General features: G+C 60.8%; 15 protein-coding genes. 8 read left to right on the top strand and 7 right to left on the bottom strand.

Annotation, left to right across the window (positions count from 1 at the left end):
- The first annotated feature begins 135 nt into the window (after window positions 1-135).
- Genes HX875_RS28565 through HX875_RS28555 form a run of 3 tightly spaced genes read left to right on the top strand, consistent with a single transcriptional unit; the run spans window position 136 to window position 3701 of the window.
- The gene (locus tag HX875_RS28565; protein ID WP_177047892.1) at window positions 136-795 is read left to right on the top strand and encodes a paraquat-inducible protein A; all 660 of its coding nucleotides are present in this window, start codon (window positions 136-138) and stop codon (window positions 793-795) included.
- Window positions 782-1405 carry a paraquat-inducible protein A gene (locus HX875_RS28560; RefSeq protein WP_177047890.1) on the top strand — a complete coding sequence of 208 codons (624 nt, stop codon included), beginning with the start codon at window positions 782-784 and terminating at the stop codon, window positions 1403-1405. The genes HX875_RS28565 and HX875_RS28560 overlap by 14 nt, the downstream gene beginning before the upstream one ends.
- A complete protein-coding gene (locus HX875_RS28555) occupies window positions 1398-3701 on the top strand; it encodes a PqiB family protein (protein WP_177047888.1) in 2304 nt (767 codons plus the stop codon). The genes HX875_RS28560 and HX875_RS28555 overlap by 8 nt, the downstream gene beginning before the upstream one ends.
- Window positions 3702-3886: 185 nt before the next feature.
- On the opposite strand, the gene mksF is transcribed toward HX875_RS28555, so the two are convergent.
- The 3 genes from mksF to mksB are packed head-to-tail and all read right to left on the bottom strand — an operon-like array spanning window position 3887 to window position 8698.
- Window positions 3887-6727, bottom strand: a complete 2841-nt coding sequence (mksF, locus tag HX875_RS28550; protein WP_177047886.1) for an Mks condensin complex protein MksF — start codon at window positions 6725-6727, stop codon at window positions 3887-3889.
- A complete protein-coding gene (gene mksE, locus HX875_RS28545) occupies window positions 6724-7431 on the bottom strand; it encodes an Mks condensin complex protein MksE (RefSeq protein WP_177047884.1) in 708 nt (235 codons plus the stop codon). The genes mksF and mksE overlap by 4 nt, the downstream gene beginning before the upstream one ends.
- Window positions 7421-8698 (bottom strand): Mks condensin complex protein MksB, encoded by a 1278-nt coding sequence (mksB, locus tag HX875_RS28540; protein WP_177047882.1) that lies wholly within the window; start codon window positions 8696-8698, stop codon window positions 7421-7423. Before mksB ends, mksE begins: the two co-directional genes overlap by 11 nt.
- A 206-nt stretch (window positions 8699-8904) precedes the next feature.
- Here mksB and HX875_RS28535 point away from each other — a divergent pair, with 206 nt between their 5' ends.
- Together HX875_RS28535 and rimI are read left to right on the top strand one after the other, a co-directional pair.
- Entirely contained in the window at window positions 8905-9642 is a 738-nt protein-coding gene (locus HX875_RS28535) for an energy transducer TonB (RefSeq protein WP_177047894.1), read from the top strand.
- The gene (gene rimI, locus HX875_RS28530; protein WP_003214382.1) at window positions 9635-10087 is read left to right on the top strand and encodes a ribosomal protein S18-alanine N-acetyltransferase; all 453 of its coding nucleotides are present in this window, start codon (window positions 9635-9637) and stop codon (window positions 10085-10087) included. The genes HX875_RS28535 and rimI overlap by 8 nt, the downstream gene beginning before the upstream one ends.
- Window positions 10088-10257: 170 nt before the next feature.
- Here rimI and HX875_RS28525 read toward each other — a convergent pair whose 3' ends face one another.
- Window positions 10258-10662, bottom strand: a complete 405-nt coding sequence (locus tag HX875_RS28525) for a serine kinase/phosphatase (protein ID WP_177047880.1) — start codon at window positions 10660-10662, stop codon at window positions 10258-10260.
- A gap of 151 nt (window positions 10663-10813) precedes the next feature.
- Here HX875_RS28525 and can point away from each other — a divergent pair, with 151 nt between their 5' ends.
- Window positions 10814-11458 (top strand): carbonate dehydratase, encoded by a 645-nt coding sequence (can, locus tag HX875_RS28520; protein ID WP_003214385.1) that lies wholly within the window; start codon window positions 10814-10816, stop codon window positions 11456-11458.
- On the opposite strand, the gene HX875_RS28515 is transcribed toward can, so the two are convergent.
- The 3 genes from HX875_RS28515 to acpA form a co-directional block, all read right to left on the bottom strand.
- Window positions 11455-11979 (bottom strand): SET domain-containing protein-lysine N-methyltransferase, encoded by a 525-nt coding sequence (locus tag HX875_RS28515; protein ID WP_177047878.1) that lies wholly within the window; start codon window positions 11977-11979, stop codon window positions 11455-11457. The genes can and HX875_RS28515 overlap by 4 nt on opposite strands.
- 172 nt (window positions 11980-12151) lie before the next feature.
- A complete protein-coding gene (locus HX875_RS28510) occupies window positions 12152-13321 on the bottom strand; it encodes a hypothetical protein (protein WP_177047876.1) in 1170 nt (389 codons plus the stop codon).
- Window positions 13322-13443: 122 nt separating this feature from the next.
- The gene (acpA, locus tag HX875_RS28505) at window positions 13444-15144 is read right to left on the bottom strand and encodes an acid phosphatase (RefSeq protein WP_177047874.1); all 1701 of its coding nucleotides are present in this window, start codon (window positions 15142-15144) and stop codon (window positions 13444-13446) included.
- A gap of 158 nt (window positions 15145-15302) precedes the next feature.
- On the opposite strand from acpA, the gene HX875_RS28500 reads away from it, so the two are divergent.
- Together HX875_RS28500 and HX875_RS28495 are read left to right on the top strand one after the other, a co-directional pair.
- On the top strand, window positions 15303-15593 hold the full coding sequence (locus HX875_RS28500) for a nucleotidyltransferase family protein (protein WP_177047872.1): 291 nt from the start codon (window positions 15303-15305) through the stop codon (window positions 15591-15593).
- Window positions 15590-15934 (top strand): HepT-like ribonuclease domain-containing protein, encoded by a 345-nt coding sequence (locus tag HX875_RS28495; RefSeq protein ID WP_177047870.1) that lies wholly within the window; start codon window positions 15590-15592, stop codon window positions 15932-15934. Before HX875_RS28500 ends, HX875_RS28495 begins: the two co-directional genes overlap by 4 nt.
- Window positions 15935-15947 lie beyond the last annotated feature (13 nt).

Raw genomic sequence — 15947 nt, 5'->3', positions numbered from 1 at the left:
TTTGTTTTGGGCGGTCGAAAAGTTGCTCGTTGCACCATGCTTGATCTGCAGCCGCGCCCCGACAAATTTGCACAGTTATTTCTGAACCAGAACACTAGAATAGGCACCTAACCTTTTTTAGAGTCCGAGCCCTATATGCCCGACCCGGTTGATACCCTTGAGGTGTCAGACTTACCGCTGGACGAACTGGTGGCATGCCATGAGTGCGACTTGCTGATGCGCAAGCCAGAGCTTGTCCGCGGTGAAAAGGCCCAATGCCCGCGCTGCGGCTACGAACTGTACGCTCACCGCCACAACGTCGTTGAACGAAGCCTGGCGTTAGTGCTTGCCGCGCTGTTGTTGTACGTCCCCGCGAACTTTTTACCCATCATGCAGCTCAATCTACTTGGGCAGTCCTCGCAGGACACCGTATGGACCGGCGTTGTCGGCCTGTTCGACACCGGCATGCAAGGCGTCGCCGTGGTGGTGTTCCTCTGCAGCATGGGCATTCCATTGCTCAAGCTCCTGTGCCAACTGGCGGTGTTGCTAAGCATCCGCTGGAACATTGGCCGCAGCTACGGCCTGCTGTTCTACCGCATCTACCATCACCTGAAGGATTGGGGAATGCTCGAGGTCTACCTGATGGGCGTGCTGGTGGCGATCGTAAAACTGGCCGACATGGCCTCCATCACCGTTGGCTTGGGCCTGGCCTGTTTCGTGAGTCTGTTAATGGTCCAGGTGTTGCTGGAGGTGGTGATGTCGCCTCACCAGATCTGGGAAGCGCTGTCGGGAGAGGATGCTCATGCGAGCGATTGATGCGGGCATTCTGATCTGTACGGAATGTCATGAATTAAACAAACAAGACCCGGACACCGACGAGCAAACCTGCACCCGTTGCGGTGCGCTGGTGCATGCTCGCCGTCCGAACAGCCTGACGCGCACCTGGGCGCTGCTGATCACTGCGGCCATCTTGTACATCCCGGCCAATCTGTTGCCGATCATGACCGTCAGCTCCCTGGGGCAGGGCGATCCGAGCACCATCATGTCTGGCGTGATCCAGTTGATGCAGCACGGCATGTATCCCATCGCGGCGGTGGTGTTTATCGCCAGCATCCTGGTACCCACCTTCAAACTGGTGGGCATCGGCCTGCTGCTGTTCTCGGTGCAGCGTCACCAGCCACTTTCCGCGCAACAACGCATTATCATGTACCGCTTTATCGAGTTCATTGGCCGCTGGTCCATGCTGGATATATTCGTGATCGCCATCCTGGTGGCGGTCGTAAATTTTGGGCGACTTGCCAGTGTCGAGGCCAATCTCGGTGCCGTGGCGTTCGCCAGTGTGGTGATCTTGACGATGCTTGCCGCAGTAACTTTTGATCCCCGACTGATTTGGGATAACACGGAGTCGGACGACGACCATGAGTGATTTGCCTAAGGCTAAAACCCGCCCTGCTTCCAACTGGTCGGCCATTTGGGTACTGCCCCTGATTGCCCTCATCATTGGCGGCTGGTTGGGGTGGCGTGCCTACAACCAGCAAGGTATCGAGATTCAGGTTCGCTTTGAAAGCGGCGAAGGCATCCAGGCCAACAAGACCGAAGTGGTCTACAAAGGCATGCCCGTGGGCAAGGTCAAAACCCTCGCCCTGGATGACGAAGGTAACAATCGCGGGGTGATTGCCACCATCGAGATGAACAAGGACGTGGAGCAATACCTCAAGACCAACACCCGCTTCTGGCTGGTAAAGCCGAGTGTCAGCCTGGCCGGGATCACTGGCCTGGAAACCCTGGTTTCGGGTAACTACATCGCCGCCAGCCCGGGCGATGGTGAGCCGACGCGCAAGTTCAAGGCCCTGTCCGAAGAACCCCCGTTATCCGACGCCAAACCCGGCCTGCACCTGACGATCAAAGCTGATCGCCTCGGCTCGCTGAACCGTGGAAGCCCGGTGTTCTACAAGCAGATCCAGGTCGGCCAGGTGAAAAGCTACCTGCTCTCCGAAGACCAGACCACCGTTGAAATCAAGGTCTACATCGAACCGACCTACGCCAGCCTGGTGCGCAAACACACGCGTTTCTGGAACGCCAGCGGCATTAGCATCGACGCCAACCTCTCCGGCGTAAAAGTGCGCAGCGAATCCCTGGCCAGCATCGTTGCCGGCGGTATTGCCTTCGCCACGCCAGAGAACCGCAAGGACAGCCCGCCAACGGATCCAAGCCTGCCGTTCCGCCTGTACGAAGACTTCGACGCCGCCGCCGCTGGCATCAAGGTCAAGGTCAAACTCACCGACTTCGAAGGCCTCCAGGCGGGCCGTACGCCGGTGATGTACAAAGGCATCCAGGTCGGCAGCCTGAAAACCCTGAAGATCGACCCGGACCTTTCCAGTGCCAATGCCGAGCTGACCCTCGATCCACTGGCCGAAGACTACCTGGTCCAGGACACCCAATTCTGGGTGGTCAAGCCGTCCATCTCCCTGGCCGGCATCACCGGGCTGGAAGCGTTGGTCAAAGGTAACTACATCGCGATCCGTCCCGGCGACAAAGGCAGCGCGCCACAACGGGAGTACGTCGCCCGGGCCAAGGCGCCGCCGCTGGACCTGCGCTCCCCCGGCCTGCACATGGTGCTCTTCACCGACAACCTCGGTTCCCTGGATGTCGGCAGCCCGATCCTCTATAAGCAGGTCAAGGTCGGCTCCGTGCAGAGCTACCAGTTCTCGCGCAAGAACAAACAACTGGTGATCGGCGTCCACATCGAGAAGGAATACGAAGGACTGGTCAATGGCTCGACGCGATTCTGGAATGCCAGCGGTGTGACCCTGACCGGTGGCCTGACTGGCGGTATCCAGGTGAAAAGCGAATCCCTGGCCAGCCTGATGGCAGGTGGTATCGCCTTCGAAACCCCGGAGCAGAATGTGCCGCTGAAAAAGCGCATTCCACGGTTCCGCTTGTTCCCGGATCGCGAAGCCGCCAACCAGCACGGTACGCTCGTGACCATCAAGGTAGACCGCGCCGATGGCCTGCGCCCTGGCACGCCAGTGCGCTTCAAAGGCTTGGACGTAGGCAAGATCGAAAGTGTCGACCTGAGTGCCGACATGCAATCGGTGCTGCTCAGCGCGCGCATCACCCAAGTGGCAGATCGAATCGCCCGGGCCGGGAGTCAGTTCTGGGTGGTCAAGCCTGAACTCGGGTTGATGAAAACGTCGAACCTGGAAACCCTGGTCACAGGTCAGTACATCGAAGTGCAGCCTGCGGCCAAAAACATCGGCCCACAGAAGAGCTTCGTTGCGTTGGACAAGCCGCCAGAGGCCGTTCATCAGGAGGAAGGCCTGAACCTGGTACTCAGCGCTGCGCGCCGTGGCTCGTTGAAGGAAGGCGTTCCGGTCACTTACCGCGAAGTCACCGTAGGCAAAGTCACCGGCTACGAGCTGGGCCAGACCGCCGATCGCGTACTGATCCACATCCTGATCGAGCCCAAGTACGCGCCACTGGTGCGCAGTGGCAGCCGCTTCTGGAACACCAGCGGTTTTGGTCTCGACTTCGGCCTGTTCAAGGGTGCGACGGTGCGCACCGAATCCCTGGAGACCTTGGTCGCCGGCGGTATCGCCTTTGCGACGCCAGACGGCGAGCGCATGGGTAACGCCGCTCGGCCCCAACAAACCTTCCCGCTGTTCGACAAGTTCGAAGACGAATGGCTGACCTGGGCACCTAAAATCCCACTCGGCAAATAGGCCGAGGCGCGGCTATCGCGGGCAAGCCCGACTCCCACATTGGACCGGGTGCTTCAGAACAACCCGGTCAACTGTGGGAGCCGGGCTTGCCCGCGATGAGGCCTTCAAAAACACAAAAAATCCCAAGCCATAAAAAAGGCCGCGATCCAAAAGATCGCGGCCTTTTTGCATTTCAGCGCAGCCGATTAAACCTCATCCAGCTCCGGCTCATCCGCCTGCACATTCACCGTCGCCTTCACCACATCGTGACGACGGATGTACTTCCAGTCCGCCTCATCAATGTAGATCCCGTTCGGCCCGCTGCCGCCTTCCAGGTCAATCGCCACCTGGGCGGAAACCTGCGGCTTCACGCTCGCCAGAATCGGCACGAAGCCCAATTGCAGGCTGGTCTCCAGCAACGCCGCCTGGTTCTTCTCATCGATGTCCGCGGCCTCATCGAGGTAGTACGGCAGGCGCACACGCCCGGCCTGGTCGCGGTCCATCAAGTGCAGCAACAAGTACATGTTGGTCAGCGCCTTGATGGTCATGGTGGTGCCGTTGGAGGCGGCGCCATCGATGTCGGTATGGATGATCGGCTGGCCGTTGACCTTGGTGATCTCGAATGCCAGTTCGAACAAGTCCTTGAGGCCCAGCTGGTTATGGTTGGCCGCTACCAGCCGCGCCAGGTACTCCTTGGCTTCCTCGTTCTTGTTGTCCTGCTCGGCGCTTTGGCTCAGGTCGAACACCGACAGGGTTTCGCCTTCTTCATACTGACCGGCACTGTGGATGATCTGGTCGATATGCTTGAGGGCTTCCTTGTTCGGTGCGAGCACGATGCGAAAGCTCTGCAGGTTGGACACCTGACGCTTGTTGATCTCGCGGTTGAACAACGCCAACTGGTGCTCAAGGCTGTCGTAGTCACTGCGGATATTGCGCAAGGTGCGCGCGATATCGGTGACCGCCGCACGCCGCGCCTTGCCCAGGGTCAGGGCTTCGTCGGTACGGTGCGCGTAAGCGTTGATCAGCAGGTGCAGGCGACGCTCCATATCGTCTTCGCTGTCGAACTTGGCCACGCCCTTTAGGCGTACCTGTGCGTACAGCGCGTCGATCTGGCCATCAGCCCGCAGCAGGCCCTGCCAGCTGTCCTGATAGTCATTGAGCAGTGGCAGCAGGTTGTCCATGGAGTCGTCGACCGGGTCCATGAACGGCGTACCAAACGGCAAGTCTGCCGGCAGCAACTGACGACGACGCAAGGCGTCATCCAGGGTGCGTTGCTTGGCTTCCATGTCGCCGATCTGGCGGCCCACCAATTGCAGCTTGGCCGACAGTTGCTGGACGCGTTCGGTAAACGCATCGCTGGAGCGTTTCAACTCGTCCTGGGCCGCTTCCATCTGCGCCAGGCTTTCCAGCTTCTCGCCTTCCTCGGCACTCAGGGTTTGTGCACGGCGGAAATCTTCCAGCGCCTTCTGCGCGTCCAGTACCTGTTGGTACAGCGCTTCAGTCTGGGTCTTGCTCGCCGCGCGGTCAGAGGCCACGGCTTGTTGGGTTTTCAGTTGCTTGAGTTCTTTTTCCAGACGCTCTTTCTGGTCGCGCAACGCAGCGCGGTCGGCCAAGGCCTGCAACGCCGGCGGCTCGATGTGCGAGATATCAATGGCCAGCCCCGGCACTTCAAAGCGCTCGCCCTTGAAGCCATCGAGGATCTGCTCCAGGGATTTCACCCACAGGCCTTCGTCATCCAGCGTGATGCCATGCTCACCCAGCGGCAAGCTGAACAGCGAACTGTTGAACAGGCGCATCAGACGCTCGACATCCTGTTGCGAGAATTCTTCCCGCAGCTTGGCGTAGCTGTTGTTGTCGGCGTGGTCGAGTTGCTGCTTCACCGACTTCAGGCGTTTTTCCAGGTCCCGCAGACGCTCGTCCAGATCCTCGGCACTGAACTGACGCGACTGCGCCAAGGCACCAGCGAGTTCATCGTGGGCATCCTTGGCGGCCAGCAGTTGCTGCTCCAGCACCTTGACGTCATCCACCAGCGCGAAGCGATGCTTGAGCACCGACAGTTCACCGAGCCAACGCTGGATGCCGCTGATTTCCCGCTCCAGGCGCATCAGCTCCTGGGTGCCACCGCGCTGATCGTTCTGCAGCGAATCCTGCTCGTTGCGGTAATGCTCGGCCTGGATCGTCAGCTCTTCCTTGCGCGCACTGGCGTAGTCCGACCAAGTGCCCAGCAGCGAATCCAGCAGCGGCGACAGGCGATGCAGCTTGCCGCGCAGGATGTCCCGCTGTTTCACACCGTTGGCCAAGGCTTCGACCAGCGGGCCGGCAGCCACCAGGGAGTTGTAGTCCTGCTCCATGCGTCGTACATCACGGAATGCTTCTTCACACGCCGCGATGTAATCCACGCTGCCGGAGCGCAGGCTGTGTTCGAACGCATCCAGGAACAGCTGCTTCAACTTGGCCGCGGTAATTTCCCGCATGTGCAGCAAGTTGATAAATAGCGCGCGGAAGGTCTTCAGGCTTTGCTCGCTGGTGGAGCGCAGCGGAATCAGGGTCAGGTCCAGCGGGATCGACGTATGGCCGCCCACCAGCAAACGGCGCAGTTCATCGGGCTTGAGCTCGTAGGCTTTCAGGCCTTCGCGCTCAAGGTTGGTGAACAGCTCTTTCTGGCGCAGGCAGGTGTCGTTCTTCTGGTAATGCGCCAGGTCCAGCTTGCCGGCGTAGGCAAAGAACTGGTGACCGAAGCCACCGCCCGGGCCGCGACCGACCACGCCGATCACGTGCGGGCCGTGGGGCAGCGCGACCTCCACGAGGATGTAGCTGGTGTCGGTGGCAAAGTAGAAACGCCGGGATTGCTCCAGGGTGTACTTGCCGAAGCTCATGTCCGACATGCGCGCCAGAATCGGGAACTGCAAGGCGTTGATCGAAGCCGATTTACCGAGGTTGTTCGCGCCATACACCGACAGCGGCTCTTCCAGCGGGAACAAGCCCAGGCTGTAGCCGGCGGTGTTCAAAAGGGCGAAGCGGCGGATGCCGTAGCGTTCCTTGCTCATGCGTCGGTCTCCTGTTCTTCAGCAATGGCACGGGCCAGGGCGTCTTCTTCGCTCTCATCAGAGAAGTCACTGAGATCGAGCGGGTCATCGGTCTTCAGCAGTTTTTCATCGCTGTCTTCGTCGATGATCACCGGGGCCGGCAACGGCAGTACGCTGTGGATGCTGGCGGCGAGGTCACGGTCTTGCTGCACCGAGAGGCACACATCCAGGAAGCGGTGCATCGGCGGCAGGAAGCGGTAGATACCGTTCTCTTCACCGGCAAAACCCAGCTGGGTCATGCGGCGCATGATTTTTTCTTCCAGCTCCTCGACGGTCTGTACTTCGGCCTGGATAAACAGGTCGCGGTACTTTTCCAGCAAGGACGGCAGCTCGTCACGGCCCAGGCTGCCACCGTCGAGCACGGCAATCGGGTCGCGGCCCTGATCGGCCAGGTGCTCGACGATGATGAAGGTGAACAACGCCAGGCGCTGGGCGGTCTTGTTGACCTGCGCGGCGGCCACGGCGGTGTCTGGCACGAAGTAGTAGAAACCCCGGGTGTCGCACACCAGCTCAAAACCCAGGGCCTTGAACAGCGTGCGGTACTGGTCCTGGAAGTTCGACAGTTGGGCGTACAGCTCCGGGTCGCGGCGGCTGACGTGGTAACCCTTGAACAGCTCGCGAAAGATCGGCGCCAGCTGGGACAGTTCGGATAGATCAAGATGCATGAGGGGTGCTCGCAGAATTCCCGGCCGTATCAATACTGGCTGGAAGCAGGGCGAATGAGCGCAGGCTGACCTGGTGCTCGTGAGTGTGGTAATCCCGTCGTTCCAGACGTTCGCGCTTGAAGCGTTTTTCCCGCGAGAGGCGCGAGAACCAGTACAGCAACTCGTCGGTTGCGCCGTCCGGTTCCTGCTCCAGCAGCCAGGTCATCAGGTCGGGCATCGGCAGCGCGTCTTCGCAGCGCTCGAGCATTTCCTTGACCGTGCGCGGTGCGCGAGGGGCGTCGCCCTTGTGGGATTTGTGCGCCTTGGGGAAGCGCGCCGGCTTCGGTTCGAAGTTGGCCAGGGCGTACACGTAGGCTTCGACCTGGCTGGCACTGCCGAGGAAGGTGCTTTGCGGCCGGGTAAACATCGGCATTGCGGCCTGCGGCACCGCGTCCAGGCCTTTGCGGCGGATGGCCGACAAGGCCAGCGCCGCGCCACGGGTCACGGCGTTGTGCCGGCGCGCTTCTTCCCGCAGCGGCAGCAGCAGTTCCCGGGCGTGACGCAAGGTCAACTGGGCGCTGGTCTGCATTTCGAGGATGCGCGCGTGGGTGCGCAGCAGCATGTCGTCGTCCACCAGGTGGCCGAGGCGCTGCTGTTCGGTGAGCATGCGCAGCAGTACGTTTTCGACCTTGCGCACGCCTTGTTCAAAGGCGCCGTCGGCGTTCACCAGTTGAATCATCGGCTCGACGTATTCGTCCCAGGTCGCCAGTACTTCGGCGTAACGCTGGCGCAACGGGATCTGCCGGTCGCTGGTCTTGGCGCGATCGGCCACGGCGGCGAGGGCCTGTTCGTCGTTGGCGAGTTTTTTCAGCACGTCCCGCACGCGCATGTCCAGCAGGCGCAGTTGGCGCGCCAGGTCATGGCCGTCGCGGATGTCGAAGGCGTCCTGGATATAACCCGCCAGGCGCTCAAGGTGGCGCAGGTAGGCTTCGATTTCCAGGCACAGGCCTAGCCGGTGCTCCTTGCGAAGATAAGCCAGGAAGTCGTGGATCTGTGCGTTGAGCTCGAAACGGTTCGGGCTCTTGGCGACAGGCACCAGGATATCCAGGCGAATCCACACGTCCAGCAGGCTGGTGATGTCCTGTGGCGTGCTGTCCAGTTGTTGGGCAGCCAGTTGGGCGCGCAGTTCGCTGAGGCTCAGGGTGCCTTGGTCGAAGTGTTCGCACAGTGGCTCAAGCAGGGCCCAGTGTTCGGCGAGGGCGCGCAAGACGCGCTTGGGTTCGATCATCGGAATGGCCGGCTGGTTAGCGATTAAAAGCAGCGATTGTACTGCATCGGTGGTGGGATTTATCCACAGCCGGTCGTGAGGCGCTCACCGGAACGATCAACAGCGGGCGATCTTCGTCGAAGGGCGGTAGAATCCCTGTTCTTTAGTTATCCACAAGTGGCCGACCTTTGCTTATCGAGTCCCGACGTCGCGCTTACTTGACCGCCATGCAGGTGGTCAACTGGCTGCCGCGCACTGAATTACCCTTCGCCGCCCCTTCGCGGCCCGAGCTGCTGGAAGCCCTGGAACCGTTCGAGGCTTTTGAGGCTACGGGTGAGGAGGCGGCTGCGCCGGTGCCGCTGGTCAAGCCCGTGGCTGAAACTCCCGTGGTTCGGCCAAAGGTGGAAGTGCCACGGCCATCGCCGGTTGCCAAGCCGGTCGCTGCCGAGGAAGCGCCTGCCGTGGCCAAGGCCCCGGTGGTACCGCCGCCACGCTTTGCCCTGCAACTGCTGCGGGCCGGGCGTTGCCTGCTCTTGGTGGAGTTACCCACAGGCGAGCGCTTCCAGACCCGCGACCCGGCTTATCTGCTGCTCAAAGACATGCTGCGCGCCGCCGGCCTGCCCGACAGCCCGCAAATCGTCGGCGAGCCCGTGCGCTGGCCGCTGCTGGCCCGGGGCACCATGGACCAGGGCCCGGAGGCCGCGCGGGATTTTGTGCAAGGTTTTGTCTCGGCGCGCCTGGAAGACGAGCCCTGCGTGTGCCTGTGGCTGGTCGGCCTGCCCGCCGTGCGGTTTGCCGGTGAAGCCAACGCCGAGGCCTGGTACCGCGAACTGCAGGTCGAAGGCCTGGGCTCCGTCTGGGCCCTGCCGGGCCTGGAACTATTAATGGAAGAGCCACAGCGTAAGGCTGATGTCTGGCAAGCCATGCGCCGGCTGATGGCGCGCTGGAAAAGTACCGATGAGTGAAGCTTTATCCTTCCGCCCGATGACCGAGGCGGACCTCGACGCTGTACTGAAGATCGAATACGCAGCGTTCAGCCACCCCTGGACCCGCGGGATTTTTCTCGATGGGCTGGGCAAGTACCAGATCTGGCTGATGTTCGAAGGTGAGCAGCAGGTGGGCCACGGGGTGGTGCAGATCATCCTCGATGAAGCGCATTTGCTGAACATCACCGTCAAGCCGGAAAACCAGGGCCGTGGCCTGGGCTTGAGCTTGCTGGAGCACCTGATGTCCCGGGCCTACGAGGCCAAGGCGCGGGAATGTTTCCTGGAGGTGCGCGACAGCAACACCGGCGCGTTCCGGCTCTATGAGCGCTATGGTTTCAACGAGATTGGCCGCCGGCGGGATTACTACCCCGCCGTTGGTGGTCGCGAAGATGCGGTCGTGATGGCCTGCACCCTGGTGGATTGATCCCAAAAGCTTCGCGGGCAACCTCGCCCCACATTGGAATGCGACCCACTGTGGGAGCTGGCTTGCCTGCGATGGCATCCCCTCGGTCTCGCTGAGACACCGAGGCGCCTGCATCGCGGGCAAGCCCGCCTCCCACAAGGGGCATTTTTCATCGCTGGGTCTGTGTTGTGTCAGCGGTTTCCGTCCACTGGATCCCGCTCTGCCATCTCGGCTTCATCCAGGCCATTGCCGCCGCCAATCTCATCTTCATCGACGATGCTCAGGTCCCAATCGGCCTGTTCACCTTCACCTTCTTCCCGGGCATCCCTTGCGCCATCCTCGCGGATCAACGTTTCCGGGCTCATGTCATCGTCGGTCGATTCATGGTCAGCGGTGGAAGCCCCGGTCATCCCGGCCTCGCGTACCCGTTCGTCGGGCATCAAGTGCTCGCGTTCGCGGGACGGAATCTCGTCGCCGATCTCCGCCGTCGGCTCTTCCTCGTCAAAATCCAGTTCCCGCATCGAACCCATGCGGTCTTCGTTGTCATCAATCGGTTCCGGTTGGGTGGCGCCGAAAGGACGTCGTGAATCAGTCATGGCCATTCCTCATACTGTGGGGCTTATAGTGTGTGGACAGGCATGGCTCCCCAAGATTCAAGTAATCGCCCGCCGGCTATCTTTATTCCTGGCGTGACCCGGATGGGCGGTCGTCTGTCAAAGCTGCGCATCATTCCTGAGGCTTTCCCTGATGAACGAACTACAAGACCTGCTTGATAACAACGAACGCTGGGCGGATGCGATCAAACAGGAAGATCCCGAATTCTTCGCCAAGCTCGCCCGCCAGCAAACCCCGGAATACCTGTGGATCGGCTGTTCCGACGCCCGCGTACCGGCCAACGAGATCGTCGGCATGCTGCCTGGCGACCTGTTTGTACACCGCAACGTGGCCAACGTGGTGCTGCACACCGACCTCAATTGCCTGTCGGTGATCCAGTACGCGGTCGACGTGCTCAAGGTCAAACACATCCTGGTCACCGGCCACTATGGCTGTGGCGGCGTGCGGGCCTCGATGCAGGACAACCAGTTGGGCCTGATCGACGGCTGGCTGCGCACCATCCGTGACCTGTACTACGAAAACCGCGACGTGCTGGCCCAACTGCCCACGGAAGAGGAACGTGTCGACCGTTTGTGCGAGCTGAATGTGATTCAGCAAGTGGCGAATGTCGGCCATACCAGCATTGTGCAAAATGCCTGGCATCGCGGGCAGAGCCTGTCGGTTCACGGCTGCATCTACGGGATCAAGGACGGTCGCTGGAAAAGCCTGAACACCACCATCAGTGGTTTCGAGCAATTGCCGCCGCAATACCGCCTGCGCCCGTTGGGTGCGGTCTAAGGGCTTTTGCGCTTGCGCCACTGCTCCATGAACTGTTGACCCTCGGCGTTCAGCGCCTCCTTCATGCCGGTGATCCAGCCCCGGCAGTTGAGCTCGCCACATTGGCAGCGAAACTGCCGGAACAGCACATCCTCGGTGCTGGCGTAGTCCATGGTCAGCAGGGCGCCAGCGGGAACGGCCTGGACGGACCACAGTTCCAGATACGTCATGTCGAGAAACACGTTCGGGTTGCACGAGTGCGACAGCAGACCGCTGAACCATGGGTCGTACAAATGGATGCGCGACGACATCTGCACCGTGTGCAGGCGCCGCTCACTCAGGGCGTAGCCGGACACCTTGGCGATGCACATGCGGCTGTCGAAGGCGATGCGGGTCTTGATCCCCTCGCCTGAGCCGTCCCGGGTGCTTACCACTTCATAGTCACTTGTGCGGGGGTAAGCGTGCTCGGCGAGCACGCTCGCAAAAGGGTAAAGGCAGTCATTCACAACGGTTTTAGCCTTGTCCATGGCGTGAGTTTTCATGACTCTCCAGGAGTGGGCTGCATCGACTTGCCGTTGGTGTCTTGACTGCCAGTCTTGCAGCGAATGGGCGCGGCTCAAGACTCGCTGAAGTGGGATCCAATTTCTACTGTCATATCTGACAGTAGAAATTGGCTATTTTTTATGTAGGAAAATGCCTGCATGGCGGGCTGTTTCAAAGGGCGGGTTCATCAACCGAGGGTGCCGGGGCTGCGCTTTTCAGCTGTCTCAGCTGAGTTTTTATCGCCGGTTGGGCGCACTTGGCGTTCGCCTGCTCGGGCGTCAGTTCGCGGATCGAGGTATAGAACAGTTCGCAGGTCTGCTCCTTGCGTGTCACCTGCCAGGTGTTCATGCAGCCCTTGAGCTGCACATTCGGATCGCTGGCCGGTTTCTGGCCCATCGAGGCCTGCCAGCAGGCGGCGCTCAAATCCTGTCCCATCACCTTCAGACCGGCCTCGTCGGCCTTTTGCTGGTCACCGTCGTACGTGTCTGGGTTGGCGGCATACCAGATGTAGCTCGGGTGATTGGCCCCCAGCACGGCGACCGGGTTACCGCCCGCCGGGCTGATCTGCGCCAGGCCCAGTACCGGCACGGTTTGCCCGTATTGCTGCTTGATCCAGGCTCGCACCGGCGCCCCGAAGGCCACCATCGGCAAGGCGCCGCCGGCATGCTGGCTCAGCTCCTTGACCATGCGCGTCTGATAGTCGGTGAAGTAACCGTACACGCCTTCCAGGTCCTTGCCCGCGGTGGCAGGGGCGGCGATCGGGGCGATGTCGATGATGGTCTGGTATTCCGGGGTCTGGGTCGCCGGGATGCCGTTGGCGGTGAGCAAGGTCGCCCAGCGGTCGGTGGTGGCCGACTCCAGGTAATCCTGGAAATGGGTGAGCGAGTAATCCGGCGGGAAGTGCAGCAACTCGATGCTCTTGCGATTTTCCAGGGCCATGCCCACCGGCAGGAACAGGTACCAGTTGAACTGCCACTTGCCATCGCCATTGAGTTTGCTGGCGCCCTGGTAAGCCAGGTCGGCGGTGTCGAGCAGAGTAGTCAACGGCTGGCCATAACCGTCCGGCACGCCGCTGAAGGTGGCAAGCACCTGGTCATGGTCGGTCTTGACGCTGACTTTGCCCCGGCTGTAACCGTCACGTTGCAGGCTTTGGTTCAGGTAGTGCTCGACGGTCTGTTCCAGCGTCCAGGGACGAAAACAGATGACGTTGCAATTGTTCGGGTACGCGAATAACTGGGTGACCCGTTGCGGGGTACCCAGCGGTACGGTGACGTCAGCCTGTACAACCGCACTCAAGGTCAGTGCGGCCAGGATGAAGGACAACCTGGAGAGTTTGAACATGGATGGTTCCCTGTCAGCGAAAGCCCGTCTGCGCGGGGTGAATGCCCACCTTCACACAGTAGCGGTTGACCGGGAAAAGCGCGTTAAAAAACTACGCGCTTGTCGCTTTTGAGCAAATGCGTCTACACCGGGAAATGCAAGGCGTTGCTCAAGTCGCCCATGGGCTTCTGGCCGCGTGCGGTCATGGCATCGTCGCGCTGCTTGAGCCCGTCGAGGGTTTCCAGTTGGAACACCCGGGTGATCAGGCGCAGGATCGACGCGGTGTCGTAGACGGTATGGTCCACCGTGCCCTTGCGCGCGAACGGCGAAACCACCAGCGCCGGGATCCGCGTGCCCGGGCCCCAGCGATCGCCTTTTGGCGGTGCAACGTGGTCCCACCAGCCGCCGTTTTCATCGACGGTTACGATCACCACCATGTTCTTCCACTGCGGGCTTTCCTGCAGCACCTTCAAGGCGCGGGTGATATGCCGGTCGCCCGAAGCGACGTCAGCGTAACCGGCGTGCATGTTCAGGTTGCCCTGGGGCTTGTAGAAGGTCACCGCAGGCAGCTTGCCGGCCTGGGCATCGGCGAAAAACTTGTTGGTGCTGGCGTCATCCCCCAGGCCGCCATCGCGCAGGCGTTTATTGCGCTCAGCCGGGTTTTCCGGGCCTTGCTGCTTGAAGTAGTTGAACGGCTGGTGGTGGTACTGGAAGTTCGGAATCTTCGGGATGCCGCCCGAGTCCTTGAACTGATCCAGCGTTGCTTGCCACGCACCGGCGTACCAGGCCCAGTCGACGTTTTTTTTCGACAGTTTGTCGCCGATATGCTCGTGGGTTTGTGGCACCAGCACGTTAGGCAAGTCGGGCTTGGAGTAATCCGGGCGCTCGGGGTCGCGAATCCAGGTCGGCCAGTAAGGCGGGGCCAGGGTGTTCACGCCATAACCGTCCGGGGTCAGTGCGCTGGGGCCAAATTGCGGTGGGCCGGTCATGGCGCTGGCCGGGGATTTGTCCAGGGGCTTGAGGCGCGGGTCGGTCGGATCGTCGCTTTGCAGCGTGGCAATCTGTGCCTTGGCCACCGATTGAGCCGCGTTCGGGTAAACCGGCGGGGTGGCGCTGATCAGGTATTGGTGGTTGAGGAACGATCCGCCAAATGCGCCCTGGAAGAAGTTATCGCAGAGTACAAACTCCTTCGCCACATCCCACAAGCGCAGGGCGTAACGGCTCTGGGCGTAATGGCCCATCAGCAGGCCGCCGGAGTCGCCCCAGGCCACGAACCCATCGTTTTTACCGCCATTGATCTGCATCTGGTTCTGATAGAACACGTGCCACAAATCCCGCGTCACCAGGCTCAGCGGCTGGTCTTCACCGTTGGGGCCTTTCAGGGCATAGGGGGCGTTGGGCAGGTTTTCCTGGTATTGCACTTCGCTGGGGTAGGTCACGCCATCGACGGTCTGCGGGCCGATTTGCAACACGCCGCCCCAGGTCGGGGGCAGCGTGCTCAGCAGGCTGCCGTCGCGGTCGCGTTGTTGATACTCAGCGGCGGTGAGGGCCGACAGGGGTTTCTCGACGCCGGGGAAATCGGCAAACAGGTTGTTGAAGCTGCGGTTTTCGGCGTAGATCACCACCACGGTTTTAACCTGTTCGTGCAGGGCCTTGTCCAGCTCTTGCGGCGTCAGCGGGCGCTCCACCGGCTTGCCGGGTGCCTCGCTGGTATTGCCGCAAGCACTCAGGGTCGCACCCACCCCCAGCACGGCCGCGCCTCCCAGGAAGCGCCGCCGGCTGGTGTCGACTGGCGGTTTGGCTTCAGTGTCCTGGGAAGGTCGGTCTTCGTGCTCGTCGCTCATTGCTGGGAGTCCCTGCTGGTTGAATGTTGCAAGATATTTCGCAGGACGGTAGCAATGCAATGTGACGGAATGAAGGCAGTGGTGTGATCACGCCGGTATGCTTCCTGATCCCAAGCACTGCTAGACTGGCCCGATATTGCATACCGTAGAGGTGCCCCATGAAGCCTTCAACTGCCCTGGATCTCAAGAGGGCTGCTGTACGTGAAGTAGTAGGACGTTTCCATACCTCCAATCCAAGGGTGTTCGGGTCCGTTTTGTTGGGTACTGATAAAGAAGGCAGTGATCTCGATTTGCTGGTTGATGCGCTTCCGGGGGCGACCCTTTTTGACCTTGGTGGGCTTCAGGTGGAGTTGGAGGAATTGCTCGGGGTAAACGTCGATTTGCTGACGCCTGGCGATCTGCCACCGACCTTTCGTGCCCAAGTCCTTGCTGAGGCGAGACCCGTATGATGTCAAATCGTATTGGCGATTACCTGGAGCACATGCGCCAAGCATCATCCGACGCGATAACCTTTGTCGAAGGCTTGAGCAAATCTGAATTTTTTGAAGACAAGCGTACCCAGCAAGCCGTGATCATGAGTTTGATCATCATCGGCGAGGCGTCGACCAAAATAATGGATCAACATCCAGAGTTTGCAGCCGCTCAGCCACAGGTGCCTTGGCGCAGTATGCGCGGGATGCGCAACCGGATTGCCCATGGTTACTTTGATATAAATCTTGAAGTGGTATGGGACACGGTTCAGCACGCGCTACCTCAGTTGCTGAGCAACCTGCCAGCCGCACCCGTCTGAATAACGGGTGCAG

This window comes from Pseudomonas yamanorum, from assembly GCF_013386765.1.
GTDB classification, from domain to species: Bacteria; Pseudomonadota; Gammaproteobacteria; order Pseudomonadales; family Pseudomonadaceae; genus Aquipseudomonas; species Aquipseudomonas yamanorum_A.
This window is presented reverse-complemented; position numbering and strand designations above follow the sequence as displayed.

Bases quoted from the DNA above. Each gene is read 5' to 3' on its own strand.
- HX875_RS28565 (WP_177047892.1), top strand. From the start codon at position 136: ATGCCCGACCCGGTTGATACCCTTGAGGTGTCAGACTTACCGCTGGAC.
- HX875_RS28560 (WP_177047890.1), top strand. From the start codon at position 782: ATGCGAGCGATTGATGCGGGCATTCTGATCTGTACGGAATGTCATGAA.
- HX875_RS28555 (WP_177047888.1), top strand. From the start codon at position 1,398: ATGAGTGATTTGCCTAAGGCTAAAACCCGCCCTGCTTCCAACTGGTCG.
- mksF (WP_177047886.1), bottom strand. From the start codon at position 6,727: ATGAGCAAGGAACGCTACGGCATCCGCCGCTTCGCCCTTTTGAACACC.
- mksE (WP_177047884.1), bottom strand. From the start codon at position 7,431: ATGCATCTTGATCTATCCGAACTGTCCCAGCTGGCGCCGATCTTTCGC.
- mksB (WP_177047882.1), bottom strand. From the start codon at position 8,698: ATGATCGAACCCAAGCGCGTCTTGCGCGCCCTCGCCGAACACTGGGCC.
- HX875_RS28535 (WP_177047894.1), top strand. From the start codon at position 8,905: ATGCAGGTGGTCAACTGGCTGCCGCGCACTGAATTACCCTTCGCCGCC.
- rimI (WP_003214382.1), top strand. From the start codon at position 9,635: ATGAGTGAAGCTTTATCCTTCCGCCCGATGACCGAGGCGGACCTCGAC.
- HX875_RS28525 (WP_177047880.1), bottom strand. From the start codon at position 10,662: ATGACTGATTCACGACGTCCTTTCGGCGCCACCCAACCGGAACCGATT.
- can (WP_003214385.1), top strand. From the start codon at position 10,814: ATGAACGAACTACAAGACCTGCTTGATAACAACGAACGCTGGGCGGAT.
- HX875_RS28515 (WP_177047878.1), bottom strand. From the start codon at position 11,979: ATGAAAACTCACGCCATGGACAAGGCTAAAACCGTTGTGAATGACTGC.
- HX875_RS28510 (WP_177047876.1), bottom strand. From the start codon at position 13,321: ATGTTCAAACTCTCCAGGTTGTCCTTCATCCTGGCCGCACTGACCTTG.
- acpA (WP_177047874.1), bottom strand. From the start codon at position 15,144: ATGAGCGACGAGCACGAAGACCGACCTTCCCAGGACACTGAAGCCAAA.
- HX875_RS28500 (WP_177047872.1), top strand. From the start codon at position 15,303: ATGAAGCCTTCAACTGCCCTGGATCTCAAGAGGGCTGCTGTACGTGAA.
- HX875_RS28495 (WP_177047870.1), top strand. From the start codon at position 15,590: ATGATGTCAAATCGTATTGGCGATTACCTGGAGCACATGCGCCAAGCA.